Here is a 12,521-nt window from a genome sequence, read left to right as displayed (position 1 = left end):
GTACTGTGCGGCCGCATATAGGCGATTCTCGGGGTTTTGCATGAGTGAACTCACCGCCCACCTGGACGTCCCACTCGACCGTGGCGCTCCCGCGGCCGCCCGCCATGCCGTGACCGCGGTGCTGGCCGGCTGGGGGTTCCACGACGCCGACTGGCTCGACGGCACCGCCGTGATCGTCAGCGAACTCGTCACGAACGCTGTCCGTCATGGCGGCGGCTGCGTCGCGCTGCAACTGGAGGCGCACGCCGGACGCGTCGTCGTCTCGGTGGCCGACGGTTCGTCGGTGATGCCCCGGCGCCGTGACCCCGACGCGATCGGCGGCCGGGGGATCGCCCTGATCGAGGCGCTGGCGGCCGGCTGGACCGTGCAGAACCACCAGGGCGGCAAGCGCGTCCGGGTGGAGCTGTTCCCGTGCCCCGGCGCTCTGGAGGGCGCCGCATGATGATCACCCGGCTCGACGACGGCGGGGTGACCCGCCTGATGCTGCGCGGCGAACTCGACATGGCCACCGGCGACGACCTCGGGCAGCAGGTGGCCCGGGTGCTGGCCGACCGGCCGGAACACCTGATCGTCGACCTGGCCGGGCTGACGTTCTGTGACTCCTCCGGCATCGACGTGCTGCTCGCCGCCCGGGAGAGCGCCGGCCGGGCCGGGATCGGCTTCCAGGTCGCCCGGCCGCGCGGCATAGTGCACCGATCGCTGTCGGTCACCGGCGTGCTCGACGTGCTGACGGCGGAGCCGGCGCCCGTGTCAGATCGAGAAGCGGCCGGTGGACGCCCGTAACCGGTCGGCGAGGCTCTGCACGTCCTCGGCGGTCCGTGCCACCTCACTGACCGCCTCCCGGCTGGCCGCGGTGCCGTGCGCGACGCTGGCGATGTTGCTCGCGATGTCGCTGACGCCGTTCGCGGCCTCGCTGACCCCGCGGTTCATCTCGGCCGTGGTGGCGCTCTGCTCCTCCACCGCCGACGCGATCGTGGTCTGGAAGTCGCTGATCTGTTCGATGATCCGGCTGATCTCGTCGATCGCGGTGACCGCCTGACCGGTGTCGCTCTGGATCGCGGCGATCTGCTGGGAGATCTTCTCGGTTGCCCGGGCGGTCTCCTGGGCCAGGTCCTTGACCTCGCTGGCGACCACGGCGAAACCCTTGCCCGACTCGCCGGCCCGGGCCGCCTCGATGGTGGCGTTCAGGGCCAGCAGGTTCGTCTGCGACGCGATCGCGGTGATCGTCTCGATCACGTCACCGATCTGCGCGGACGACTCGCCGAGCCGGTTGATCGTCTCACTGGTGGCGCGGGCCGCGGCGACCGCGTCCGAGGCCACCTGGGCGGCGTCGGCGGCGTTGCGGGAGATCTCGGTGATCGCCGAGCCCATCTCCTCGGAGCCGGCGGCGACCGTGTGCACGTTGCCGGAGACCCCTTCGGCGGCGGTCGCGGCCATTCCGGCCTGCTGGTCGGCCTCGGCGATGGCGTCGTCGATCTCGTGGCTGATCCGGCGCATGGTGTTCGAGGCGTCGGTGAGCCGGCCGCCGTTCTCGACGATGTCGGCGACCGTGGCACGCACCCCGATGACGGCCTCGTCGACCGCCCGGCCCATCACGGCGATCTCGTCGGTGCCGACGGTGTCCGCGGTCACCGTCAGATCGCCGCGGGCCATTCCCCGCAGCACCTCGATCAGGCGGTCCACCGGGCCGGTGACGCTGCGGGTCACCGCCACGGTGAAGAGCACGGCGACGACCACGGCCAGGAGAAAGACCACGATCATCACGGTACGCAGGGAGGCCGCCTCGTCCCGCGCCTCCTGTGCCGCGCTGTCGGCCCGGGCGACGACGGACGTCACCAGTTTCCCGGTCACCTCGATGATCTTGAAGTAGATCTCGTAGCTGCCACCGAGCAGCAACGTGTCGCCGTCGGCGACCCGGCCCGCCGCGTACAGGGCGACGATCTGGTCGTCGGCCTCCTTGAAGTCCGCCCACAACGTGCGCAGGTTGTCGAAGTCGGCTCGCTCGGCGTCCGTCATGACCGACGTGTCCGTCTCGCTGAGCAGCTTCTCGAGCAGCGCGAAGTCGGCCAGGAAGCCGGCCCGGTTGGCGCTCTTCGGGTCCACCGCCTCCTTGGGTGAGACCCGGTACACGTCCCAGGCGTAGGCGACCTGCCAGCCCGAGACGTCAGCGTTGTAGTACTTCTGCTCGTCCACCTGGTGCATCAGGTGCTGGAGCTTCTGTAGCCGGCCCGCCGAGTCGGCCTGCTGGGTCAGCCCGTAGGCGCCGATCCCGACAGCCACGCCGAGCAGGACCAACACCACCAGAAAGGCGCCACCGAGCCGCCCCGCCAGTCGCATCCGCCGCAGAATCGTCATCGAGTCCTCCGCTCACACCGGCCCCCGAACTCCCTTTCGGCAGTTCCCGGACGGCACTGAGCCGAAGATCACCCTGAGACGGTCATCCTCGCGACGGTGCCCCGGCCGGGACCGGCCGACTCGATGGTCAGCCGGCCCTCGTGCGCCCGCAGGATCCGCTCGGCGATGCTCAGCCCCAGGCCCACCCCGGGAACGGCCTGGTCCCGGGCGAACCGGCCGCGGTAGAACCGCTTCGCCACGTGCGGCAACTCGCCGGCCGGGATGCCGGCGCCCTCGTCGGCCACCTCCAGGGTGGTTCCGGCGACCCGGATGGTCACCGTCCGCCCGGCGGCGCTGAAGAGCACGGCGTTGCGTACGAGATGCTCGGCCGCCTGGCTCAGCCGGGTGAAGTCGCCCGGCACCCGAGCCGGCCCGGGTCCCGCCTCGATCACGATCGGCACGTCCCGCGACTCCGCCTGGCTCCGGCACGCGGCCCGCGCCGCCTCGGCCACTTCGCGCAGGTCGGTGCCGGCGCGCAGCAGCGGCAGCGGCGCGCCCGCCGGACGGGTGCCGGCCAGCAGGTGGTCCACCATCCGCACCAGGCGCTCGCCGTTGCGCTGGATCGGCTCGATCAGCCGCCGGTACGGCGCCAGCTCCTCGTTGTCGACGAGCAGCTCCAGGTAGCCCTGAATGGTGGTGACCGGAGTGCGCAGCTCGTGCGACACGGTCGCGACGAGGTCCTCCTCGCGGCTGATCGCCCGGGACAGCTCGTCGCCGATCTCGGCCAGCAGCATCCGGTCGCGCAGGGCGGCGAGGTGACCGGTGGCCTGCCCGGCCATGGTCCGCAGCAGCTCCAGCCGGCGGTCCCCGGCCGAGCCCGGCTTGTCGTCGAGCACGCACATGGCGCCGAGGGTGTGCCCGTCCTCGTCGACCAGCGGCACACCGGCGTAGAACCGGATGTTCGGGGCGTCCCGCACGTTCGACCAGCCACGGTAACGCGGCTCGGCGCGAGCGTCCTCGATCACCAGCGGCTCCCGGGTGTCGACGACCAAGCGGGAGAACGAGGTGGTCAGCGGCCCGCCGTCACCGGTCATGCCGGTCATGCCGGCGAACCACTCCCGGTCGGAGTCGATCAGGGTGACCGCGCACATGGTGGTGTCGAACACCGCGCCGGCCAGCCGGGTCAGCTCGTCGAGGATGACCGGGCGCGGGGCGTCCAGCAGGCGATAGCTTTGTACCGCCGCGAGGCGGGCGTCTTCCCCTACTGCGCTCACAGTGGCATCCGTTTCCCTCCGGCGACGGGCGGTCCCGCGCCTGACGCAGATCGGCAGCGGGCGGCCGGAGCCTGAGAACTCCGCCGCGGTGGAAATCCCGCCGCGCCCAGGCCTCAGCGATCGGCCGGTCCCGGCGATAGGGAGCCATGTAGCGCCACCGCCGGTCGGGCGAAGGAGAACATCATGCGGACTGAGCTGTACCGGTCGGGCAACGCCGACACCGACAGTGGCAAGCCGGCCGTCCTGCTCGTCGACGACGAGGAGAGCGTCCTGGCCACGCTCTCGCTCCAGCTCGGCAAGGACCACCGGCTGCTGCTCGCCGGCGACGGCGACGAGGCGCTGCGCCTGCTCGCCGAGAACGGCCCGGTCGCCGCGGTGATCAGCGACATGCGGATGCCCGGCATGGACGGCATCGAGCTGCTCGGCCGGATCCAGGTCGACTATCCCGACATCATGCGCATCCTGCACACCGGGTACGGCGACATGAGCACCGCCATCGCCGCGATCAACGCCGGCGGGGTCTACCGCTACCTGCCGAAGCCGGCCTCCCGCGCCGACATCTGCGAGACCGTGAAGACGGCCATCGACCGCCACGACCACGCGATGGCCGAGCGCCGGATGCTCGACACCACTCTCCGGGCCAGCTTGCAGGCCCTCTTCGGAATCCTGGAGCTGTCCAGCCCGGTCGGGTTCGCCCGCGCCGGCCGGATCCGTGTCCTGGTCGGTGAGCTTGTCCACGAGATGGAGCTGGACGGTCTCTGGGAGATCGAGGTGGCCGCGATGGCCTCCCAGCTCGGCGCGGTCACCGTGCCGCCGGAGGTGCTGAAGAGAATGGAGGACGGCGCGCCCCTGTCCTTCGACGAGCAGGCCATGGTCAGCGCGATGCCCGGCGTGGTGCTGCCGCTGATCAACGACATCCCGATGCTCGAGGACGTGGTGGCGACCGTCCGCGGACTCGCCGGCGAGGAGCCTCCACCGGGCGGCTGGAACGCCCTGGTCGAGGGCGCGATCAGCGTGGTCCGGGCGGCCATCGAGTACGAGACCGCGGAGAGCCGCACCAATTCGCCCGCCCTGGCCATCGCCTCCCTGACCCAGCGCGGCATGTGCGCGCCGCACGTGCTCGCCGCGCTGCGCCGGCTCAAGGGCGTCGAGGGCACCACGAACGCGCCGCAGGCCTACGCGATCTCCGAACTGCAGGTCGGGATGCGCCTGGCCGAGGACGTGCGGGCGGTCAACGGCCTGGTGCTGATCGGCCGCGGCACGGTGGTGACCGAGGTGATGCTGGACCGGCTGGTCAACTTCTCCCGTGTGGTGGGTCTAGTCGAGCCGGTGCTCACCGCGACCTGAGTCACGCGGGGCCGGCCGCCGGCAGGCGCTTCCGGCCGTCGCCCGCGGCGGTCACGCCATGACCCGCTCATACTCGTCGGTCAGGATCTGCGCCGCCCGCACGGCGCCGTCCGTCTCGGAGCGCAGCCGGGCCGCGGTCGGGCCGACGTCGGCGACGACCCCGGCCCGCGCCCGGTCCTCGACCTGGGCGCAGACCGCGGCGAGCCCGGTGGCGCCGACGTTGGCGGCCGAACCCTTCAGGCTGTGCGCGTGATCGCGCACCGCGACCGGGTCGCCCGCGCGCAGCAGGCGCACCAGTTCGTTCGCCGCGAGAGGGGCCTTCGCGGCGAACGAACGCAGGAGCCGGAGCACCAGGGCCAGCTCGGCCGGCGACGGAGCCCCCTCGACGAGATCGGCGAGGCGGGCCCGGACACCGGCCACGTGGTCCCGGTCCTCCGGCTGCGCGGCGGTCTCCATGCGCTCATACTGCGCCCGGACCGCCCTGTTCCGGATTATTTTCGCGGGATCAGGCTCCCCAGCCTGCCTGCGCTCCACCGACGCGCTCGGCGGCGACCGTCTGGGCGTACCCCGACGCTCCGAAAGCCTTGACCGGATCGCGCGGGAGGCCCCGCGCCTCCCGCCGGTCCGCGAGAGCGGACCGCACGTCGGTCTCGTAGGCGTCCATCAGCACCTGGTGCGCGCCCAGCACGTCGCCGTCGGCCTGCGCGGCGCTGAGCGCCTCGGCGTCCACCAGCAGTGCCTTCGCGAGCGCCTGCTCGACATTGAGGACCGAGCGGATCTGGCCCGGGATCTTCTCCTCGATGTTGTGGCACTGGTCGAGCATGAAGTTGACGCCCGACTCGGGCCGGTGCGCGCCGGCCGCCACGATCTCCGACATGATCCGGAACAGCTGGAACGGGTCCGCCGAGCCGACGATCAGGTCGTCGTCGGCGTAGAAGCGCGAGTTGAAGTCGAACGCGCCCAGCCTGCCCTGCCGGATCAGCTGCATCACGATGAACTCGATGTTGGTGCCCGGCGCGTGGTGGCCGGTGTCCAGCACCACCGTGGCCCGCTCGCCCAGCGCCAGGCAGTGCAGCAGTGAGGTGCCCCAGTCCGGGATGTCCATGCTGTAGAAGTACGGCTCGAAGAACTTGTACTCCAGCAGCAGGCGGTGATCGTCGTCCATCGCGTCGTAGATCGTCCGCAGCGACTCGGCCAGCCGGTCCTGACGGCCCCGCAGCGAGTCCTGGCCGGCGTAGTTCAGGCCGTCCGGCAACCAGATCTTCAGGTCCGTCGAGCCGGTCGTGCGCATCACGTCCAGGCACCGCAGATGGTGGTCGATCGCCTTGCGGCGCACCGCCGGGTCGCGATGACACAGCGAGCCGAGCCGGTAGTCGTCGTCCTGGAACAGGTTCGAGTTGATCGCCCCGATCCTCACGCCCAGTTTGTCGGCGTGCGCCCGCAGGTCCGCCCAGTCGTCGACCAGGTCCCACGGGATGTGCAGCGACACCCGGTTCGCGAGCCCGGTCAGGCGGTTGACCTGCGCGGCGTCCGACAGCTTCTCGTACGCGTTCCGTGGTCCACCAGGACGGGTGAAGACCTTGAACCGGGTGCCCGAGTTCCCGTAAGCCCAGCTCGGGACCTCGATCGTGAAGCCGTCCAGTCCGTCGAGGTTCATGACGTGGTACCTCCGTACCGTCGATTGGTGAGCCCGTTCAACAAGGCGGCGAACACCAGCACCGCGCCCAGGGCGAGAAGCTGGTACTGCGAGCCCTCGTTGCCGACGAAGGCGAGCAGGATGCCGGCGTTGAGCCAGACGATGAGCAGAGTGGCCAGCACGACCCCGGCGACGCGGCCGATCCCACCGGTGATCGCCACCCCGCCGAGGACGGCGATGGTGATCGCGGGCAGAGCCATGCCGTTGCCGGAGACCCCGGCGTCCGGGCGGGCCGAGGCGAACTGGCCCACGGTCACCACGGCCACCAGGCCGGAGATCAGACCCGCGTAGACGTACGCCTTGAAGCGCGTGTCCTTGACCGGGAGCCCGGCCCAGCGAGCGGCGACGTCGTTGGTGCCGATCGCGTAGAGGCGCCGCCCGTAGGTGGTGCGGGCCAGCAACAGCCAGACCGCCACCACCGTGGGCAGCAGGAACGTGAAGATGCCGAGCGGCACGTCGGGCACGTACCGGCCGAACAGCGGCAACTCCACCGACTTGCTCAGGGAGAACAGCTCCTGGATCGGTTTCGTGCTGATCGGCTGCTGATCGTTGATCACGATGGCCAGCGACTTGTAGGCGTAGAACGTCGCCAGCGTCGCGATCAGCGCCGGGAACCCGATGTACGACACCAGGAACCCGTTGACCGCCCCGCACAGCGCCCCGAACCCGGCCGTGGCCAGGATCGCCGGCCACAACGGCCAGCCCCATTCGCCGTACGTGAACCCGAACACCATGCCGGCCAGGCTCACGACGGCACCGACGCTCAGGTCGATGCCGCCCCGCCCGGAGAGGATGACCAGCAGTTCCGCCAGGCCCAGCATGGCCAGCGGAACCGCGCTGATCAGTGACGCCGACATGTAGTCGAAGTCGTACGGCGCGGTCAGGTAGCCGCCCGCGTCGTTGATGAAGAACGTGACGACCACGACGACGATCAGCAGCGCCAGCAACGCGATGCGCTGCGTGAGAAGGATGCGTACGGCTCTGCTCACCGGTTCCTCCTCGCCCGGGCACGCAGCAGGTCGGCGCCGACCGCCACGATGATGAAGACGCCGACAAACAGGTCGGAGAGTTGCGAACGCCAGCCCAACTGGGTCACGCCGGACGCGACCGACTGCACCAGCAGCGCGCCCAGCAGGGTGCCGAGCACCGAACCGCGGCCGCCCATGATCGAGGTGCCGCCGATGACGACCGCCGCGATCACCGCCAGCTCCTTGCCGGAACCGACCGACTGGTCGAGCGTCGACGTGCCCTGCGCGATCACGAAGCACGACGCCAGGCCGACGAGCAGGCCGGTCACCACGTAGGCGAGCAGGGTCCGGCGCTGCACGCGCACGCCCGCCAGCCGGGCGGCCTGCGCGTCGCCGCCGATCGCGAAGAAGTGCCTGCCGCCCGCGGTGTGCCGCAGGTACCACCAGGCCGCCGCGGTGATTATCAGGGTGATCAGGAACGCGTGCGGGACGCCGAGGGTGCGCCCGTCCGGTCCGCGCCCGAAGAACGCCAGCGTGCCGGGGATGCCGTTCACCGTGCCGGAACCGAAGATCCGCAGGCCGAGGAACATGAACAGGTTGGCCGTACCGAAGGTGATGATGATCGCGTGCACCCGGCCGTAGGCGATGAGCACGCCGTTGACCAGGCCCAGCAGCCCGCCCGCCAGCACCGAGAGCAGCGCCGCGACACCCAGGCCGACCTCGGAGCCGACCAGGGCCTTCGCGGTCAGCACCGAACAGACCATGATCGCGCCACCGACCGAGACGTCGATGCCGCCCGTGATGATCACGATGGTCATGCCGACGCCGACCAGCGCGATCGGGGCGGTCGCCACCAGCAGCGGCTGGATCGAACCGGCCGTCATGAACGCCGGCGTGCTGACCGCGAGCGCGGCCCAGACCACCGCGATCACGCCGACCAGCACGAACTCCTGCCCGGTGACCGGCGGCGGCAGCACCCGTTTCGTGATCTTCGCTTCCGCCACCGCGGTCATCCGCCGCCTCCCGCCGCGGTCATCCGGTCTCGTCCGGCACCGGTGGTCATTCCCGGCCTCCCGCCGCCGCGGCCAGCAGGTCCACCTGGCTGGCGTCCGGGCCGAACTCGTCCGTCGTCGTGCCGCCCCGCACCACCTGGATGCGGTCGGCGATGCGCAGCGCCTCCGGCAGGTCCGAGGTCACCACCAGCACCGCGGTGCCCTCCTCGGCCAGCTCGGTGATCAGGCGATGGATCTCCTCCTTGGCGCCCACGTCGACACCCTGCGTCGGTTCGGCCAGCACCAGCACCTTCGGCCGCTCCACCAGCTGCCGGGCCAGCACGACCTTCTGCGCGTTGCCGCCGGACATCGCGCTGATCGCCTGCCGCTCGTGCGGCGTCTTCACCGCGAGCCGCTTGATCAGTTCCAGCGCCTTGCCGCGCTCCGCCGCCCGGTCGATGAACGTGCCGAACCGCGACATCCGGCGTAGATGGCCCGCGGAGATGTTGAACGCGATCGACTGGAAGCCGAACATGCCCTCCACCTTGCGGTTCGCCGGCAACAACGCGATACCGAGCCGCTGGGCGTGCTCAGGGCTCCTGATGTTGACTTGACTTGATTTGATCAATATTGATCCATGTGTACTGTGGTCGATTCCGTACACACATGCAGCGATCTCCGAGACGCCTGAGCCGACCAGCCCGTACAGGGCGACGATCTCGCCTTTTCGGACGGTCACGTCGACGTCACGGAACTTGCCGGCGCGGCCCAGGCCGCGCAGCTCCAGCACCGCCGGTCCCTCCGGGACCCGACGATGCGGCCGCGCGTCGGAGAGCGCCTCGCCCACCATCAGGTGGGCGATCTGCCGCACGCTCAGGTCCTCGATCGGGTACGTGCCGATCGTGCGCCCGTCACGCATGACCGTCACCTCGTCCGCGATCCGGAACAACTCGTCCAGACGGTGGGAGATGTAGATGACCGCGACTCCGGCGGCGGTCAGCCGCCGGATCACGCCGAAGAGCACCTCGATCTCGGCGTCGGTCAGGATCGCCGACGGCTCGTCCAGGATCAGCACCTTCGCGTCCGAGGCCAGCGCCTTTGCGATCGACACCTGCTGCTGCTCGGCCACCGACAGGGTGCCGACCTCGGCGGTCGCGTAACGCTCCGGCAGGCCGAGCAGCTCCAGCAGCTCGACCACCTTCGCGTTCTGCGCCGCCCAGTCGACCTTCTTCAGGAGGGGCGATCGCAGCTCGCGGCCGAGGAAGATGTTCTCCGCGACCGTGAGCTCCGGGAATAGCTGCGGCTCCTGATAGACGGTGGCGATGCCGAGCCCGATCGCGTCGGTGGTGCTCGCGATGCGGGCCGGCACACCGTCGAACTCGATCTCGCCGGTGTCGGCGGTCTCCGCGCCCGCCACGATCTTGATCATCGTGGACTTGCCGGCGCCGTTCTCGCCGACCAGGGCGTGGACCTTGCCCGCCCGTACCGCGAAATCGGCGTGTTGAATGGCCCGGACCGCGCCGAACCGCTTGCTGACAGCGGTCAGGCGCAGCCGGGGGGTTTCGTCGGTGTCGGTCATCAGTAGTTGAACTGGTCGACGTTCTTGTCGGTGATCGCCAGCGCCGGGCCCAGGAGCAGCATCTTCTTCGCCGTGTCGTAGGTGACCGCGGACAGCTCGCTCGAGACGTTGTTGGTCGCGGCGAACGGCTTGCCCTGAGCGATCTGAGCGCCGGCCCACGCCGTCAGGTAACCGAGGTTCTCCACGTCCCAGAGGATCGCGGCGGTCGACGACTTGTCCTGCAGGTACGGCTTCATCGCCTGCGGAGTGCCCAGACCGACGGTGAAGACCTTGCCGATCTTGCCGGCGTCCTTGACCGCCTGCGCCACCCCCGGCGCGCTCGACGTGCACTCGCCGACCAGGCCGGTCAGATCCGGGTGGGCGTTCATCAGGTCGGTCGCCATCTGGGTCGCCCGGGCCTGGTCCTCGCCGGCGTAGACGATGTCGACGATCTGCGCGTCCGGGTACTTCTCCTTGGTGTAGGCCCTCTGCACCTCGATCCAGGAGTTCAGGTTCTCGGCGGTCTGGCCGCAGGAGACGATCGCATACTTGCCCTTGCCGCCCATCGCGGTCAGCAGCGCGTCGGTCAGGCCCTGACCGATGCCCTCGGCGGTGGCCTGGTTGACGAACACCTCCCGCACGCTGGTCGGCGCGTCGGTGTCAGCGGTCGCCACGTGGATGCCGGCGTCCTTGGCCTGCTGCAGCAGCGGGGCCATGCTGTCCGGGTCGTTCGGCGCCACGATCAGGGCGTCGACCTTCTGCTGGATGTAGGAGCGCACGATGTCGGCCTGCGCGGCGGCGTCGGCCTGAGTCGGGCCCTGATAGAGCCACTCGACGTTGCCGAGCGCCTTGGCGGCCTCCTTGCCACCCGAGTTCATCGCCTCGAAGTAGGGAACGCCCTGCAACTTCGGGACAAACGCCACCTTGTACGTCTTGTTGCCGAAGGCGCCGGTGGCGGCGGGGTCGGTGTCGTTCTTCTTCGTGCACCCGGTGAGTGCTATGGCAGCTGTGGTGACCAGGGCGACGGCGGCAGGGAACCGAGGGCGCATGACGCCTCCTGATAAAGGGATTCTTGAAACGTTCTAGATGAGGTGTGAGTCACGTTACGAGCCTGTTAGGGCAGGGTCAAGGGTCGATTCGCTGGGTGGCCGTGATTTCTCGTTACCGCAGGCCAGTCGGCGGGGCATCATTGGTGATACGTTTCAAGCAGCGCTGGGTACGGAACCGGGCTTTTCGCTCGCCCCCGCCCGCGCGCCCGCCCGCTCGCTCGCCGCGCCGCCTCCGGCTGGATGCCGTCCGGGTCGTCCCGCCGTCGTTGAGGTGGGTTCGGGTGTGGCCGTCCCCGAACGCACGGTGGCCAAGTCGACCTTGGCTGGCTGGTCGTGGGTGTAGTCCCGGTCGGATCGAGGCGGCACTCACGGCCACCCGGCAGAGCCGGCCAAGATCCACCGAGGTCAGGCGTTTCCCGGGATCGCGGCCGCTTTCGCCCGTTGTTGATCTGCTGGCCGTGCGAAATTCGCGGTCAGAAGGCACGTGAGACAGCGCTTCCGCACGGCCACCAGATCAACAACTGGCGAAAGCCAACGGCCACGGCGCGTGCTGTCGAGTTCATGCGGTTGCCGATGCACTCCCGTGCGTTCTGAAGTCGTCGTGAGTGACCTGCGTGGGCTACGGCCCCCGCCGGATGGGCCGTCGTTGGGGTGGGTTTGGGGTTGGGGTGGGGTGGCTGGGCTACGGCTGGCGGGGTCGGCCGTCGTTGCGGTGGGATTTGGGGCTGGGTTGAGGTGGCTGGGCTACGGCTGGTGGGGTCGGGCTGGATGGGGCGTCCAGCGTTGGGCCGGATAGGCATCGGGCGTCGGGCCGGGTGAGGTGGCCGGAGCGGATCGGATGGGCGGCCACGGTCGGGCTGGACGAGACGGACGCCGTTGGCGGCCTCCGGGTCAGCCAGGTGTAGATCAACGGCGGTGCGGCAGCGAGCCCGCGGTGCGGCAGCGAGCCCGCGGTGCGGCACGGGCTCTGCGGTACGGCAGCGGGCCCCGCCGGAGTCCGGCGGGGCCCGTGAGAGGCCGTCAGATACGGGTGACGCTGGTATTGCCCCCAGAGTGGTGTTGCCCTCGGATCGGTGATGCGCTCATCGATGCGGGTCCTGATCGGTGGTGCTTTGACCAGGCTCTCCGGTCCGCCTGCTCTGGTCCTCCTGCTCTGGTCGTCATGCTGGTCGTTCTGCTCTGGTCGTTTTGCTCCAGTCGTCCAGCCCCGATCGGTGCTACTCCGATGCGATCGGTGGTGCGCTGATCGGTCGTGCGTAGGCCGGCACCCCGACGGCCCCAGCACCCCCCCGGCACCGCAACC

General features: G+C 70.1%; 11 protein-coding genes. 3 read left to right on the top strand and 8 right to left on the bottom strand.

Annotated elements, in window-relative coordinates; translation table 11 throughout:
* Positions 1-40: 40 nt before the first annotated feature.
* Both QLQ12_RS19990 and QLQ12_RS19985 read left to right on the top strand, forming a co-directional pair.
* A complete protein-coding gene (locus QLQ12_RS19990; protein WP_282761725.1) occupies positions 41-442 on the top strand; it encodes an ATP-binding protein in 402 nt (133 codons plus the stop codon).
* Positions 439-783, top strand: coding sequence for an STAS domain-containing protein (locus tag QLQ12_RS19985; RefSeq protein ID WP_282761724.1), 345 nt, complete (start codon positions 439-441; stop codon positions 781-783). The genes QLQ12_RS19990 and QLQ12_RS19985 overlap by 4 nt, the downstream gene beginning before the upstream one ends.
* On the opposite strand, the gene QLQ12_RS19980 is transcribed toward QLQ12_RS19985, so the two are convergent.
* Both QLQ12_RS19980 and QLQ12_RS19975 read right to left on the bottom strand, forming a co-directional pair.
* Positions 751-2,355, bottom strand: coding sequence for a methyl-accepting chemotaxis protein (locus QLQ12_RS19980; RefSeq protein WP_282761723.1), 1,605 nt, complete (start codon positions 2,353-2,355; stop codon positions 751-753). The genes QLQ12_RS19985 and QLQ12_RS19980 overlap by 33 nt on opposite strands.
* Positions 2,356-2,423: 68 nt before the next feature.
* Positions 2,424-3,608, bottom strand: a complete 1,185-nt coding sequence (locus QLQ12_RS19975; RefSeq protein ID WP_282761722.1) for a sensor histidine kinase — start codon at positions 3,606-3,608, stop codon at positions 2,424-2,426.
* A 183-nt stretch (positions 3,609-3,791) separates the two neighbouring features.
* On the opposite strand from QLQ12_RS19975, the gene QLQ12_RS19970 reads away from it, so the two are divergent.
* A complete protein-coding gene (locus QLQ12_RS19970) occupies positions 3,792-4,955 on the top strand; it encodes a response regulator (RefSeq protein WP_282761721.1) in 1,164 nt (387 codons plus the stop codon).
* 51 nt (positions 4,956-5,006) lie between these two features.
* Here the strand turns inward: QLQ12_RS19970 and QLQ12_RS19965 are convergent, their stop codons facing one another.
* The 6 genes from QLQ12_RS19965 to QLQ12_RS19940 are packed head-to-tail and all read right to left on the bottom strand — an operon-like array spanning position 5,007 to position 11,218.
* Positions 5,007-5,411, bottom strand: coding sequence for an Hpt domain-containing protein (locus QLQ12_RS19965; RefSeq protein ID WP_282761720.1), 405 nt, complete (start codon positions 5,409-5,411; stop codon positions 5,007-5,009).
* Positions 5,412-5,460: 49 nt separating this feature from the next.
* Positions 5,461-6,612 (bottom strand): L-rhamnose isomerase, encoded by a 1,152-nt coding sequence (rhaI, locus tag QLQ12_RS19960; RefSeq protein ID WP_282761719.1) that lies wholly within the window; start codon positions 6,610-6,612, stop codon positions 5,461-5,463.
* The gene (locus QLQ12_RS19955; protein WP_282761718.1) at positions 6,609-7,640 is read right to left on the bottom strand and encodes an ABC transporter permease; all 1,032 of its coding nucleotides are present in this window, start codon (positions 7,638-7,640) and stop codon (positions 6,609-6,611) included. The genes rhaI and QLQ12_RS19955 overlap by 4 nt, the downstream gene beginning before the upstream one ends.
* Positions 7,637-8,632, bottom strand: a complete 996-nt coding sequence (locus QLQ12_RS19950; RefSeq protein WP_282761717.1) for an ABC transporter permease — start codon at positions 8,630-8,632, stop codon at positions 7,637-7,639. The genes QLQ12_RS19955 and QLQ12_RS19950 overlap by 4 nt, the downstream gene beginning before the upstream one ends.
* A gap of 46 nt (positions 8,633-8,678) precedes the next feature.
* Positions 8,679-10,190 (bottom strand): sugar ABC transporter ATP-binding protein, encoded by a 1,512-nt coding sequence (locus QLQ12_RS19945; RefSeq protein WP_282761716.1) that lies wholly within the window; start codon positions 10,188-10,190, stop codon positions 8,679-8,681.
* Positions 10,190-11,218: an autoinducer 2 ABC transporter substrate-binding protein gene (locus tag QLQ12_RS19940; protein WP_282761715.1), complete on the bottom strand. Its 1,029-nt coding sequence runs from the start codon at positions 11,216-11,218 to the stop codon at positions 10,190-10,192. Before QLQ12_RS19940 ends, QLQ12_RS19945 begins: the two co-directional genes overlap by 1 nt.
* Positions 11,219-12,521 lie beyond the last annotated feature (1,303 nt).

This window comes from Actinoplanes sandaracinus (genome assembly GCF_030009775.1).
Classification (GTDB): domain Bacteria; phylum Actinomycetota; class Actinomycetes; order Mycobacteriales; family Micromonosporaceae; genus Actinoplanes; species Actinoplanes sandaracinus.
The sequence above is the reverse complement of the archived record's forward strand: the minus strand, read 5'-3'. Positions and strand labels throughout refer to the sequence as shown.

Excerpts from the sequence above, each read along its gene's own strand:
- QLQ12_RS19985 (WP_282761724.1), top strand. The coding sequence starts at position 439 with ATGATGATCACCCGGCTCGACGACGGCGGGGTGACCCGCCTGATGCTG.
- QLQ12_RS19980 (WP_282761723.1), bottom strand. The coding sequence starts at position 2,355 with ATGACGATTCTGCGGCGGATGCGACTGGCGGGGCGGCTCGGTGGCGCC.
- QLQ12_RS19940 (WP_282761715.1), bottom strand. The coding sequence starts at position 11,218 with ATGCGCCCTCGGTTCCCTGCCGCCGTCGCCCTGGTCACCACAGCTGCC.
- QLQ12_RS19945 (WP_282761716.1), bottom strand. The coding sequence starts at position 10,190 with ATGACCGACACCGACGAAACCCCCCGGCTGCGCCTGACCGCTGTCAGC.
- rhaI (WP_282761719.1), bottom strand. The coding sequence starts at position 6,612 with ATGAACCTCGACGGACTGGACGGCTTCACGATCGAGGTCCCGAGCTGG.
- QLQ12_RS19965 (WP_282761720.1), bottom strand. The coding sequence starts at position 5,411 with ATGGAGACCGCCGCGCAGCCGGAGGACCGGGACCACGTGGCCGGTGTC.
- QLQ12_RS19990 (WP_282761725.1), top strand. The coding sequence starts at position 41 with ATGAGTGAACTCACCGCCCACCTGGACGTCCCACTCGACCGTGGCGCT.
- QLQ12_RS19950 (WP_282761717.1), bottom strand. The coding sequence starts at position 8,632 with ATGACCGCGGTGGCGGAAGCGAAGATCACGAAACGGGTGCTGCCGCCG.
- QLQ12_RS19970 (WP_282761721.1), top strand. The coding sequence starts at position 3,792 with ATGCGGACTGAGCTGTACCGGTCGGGCAACGCCGACACCGACAGTGGC.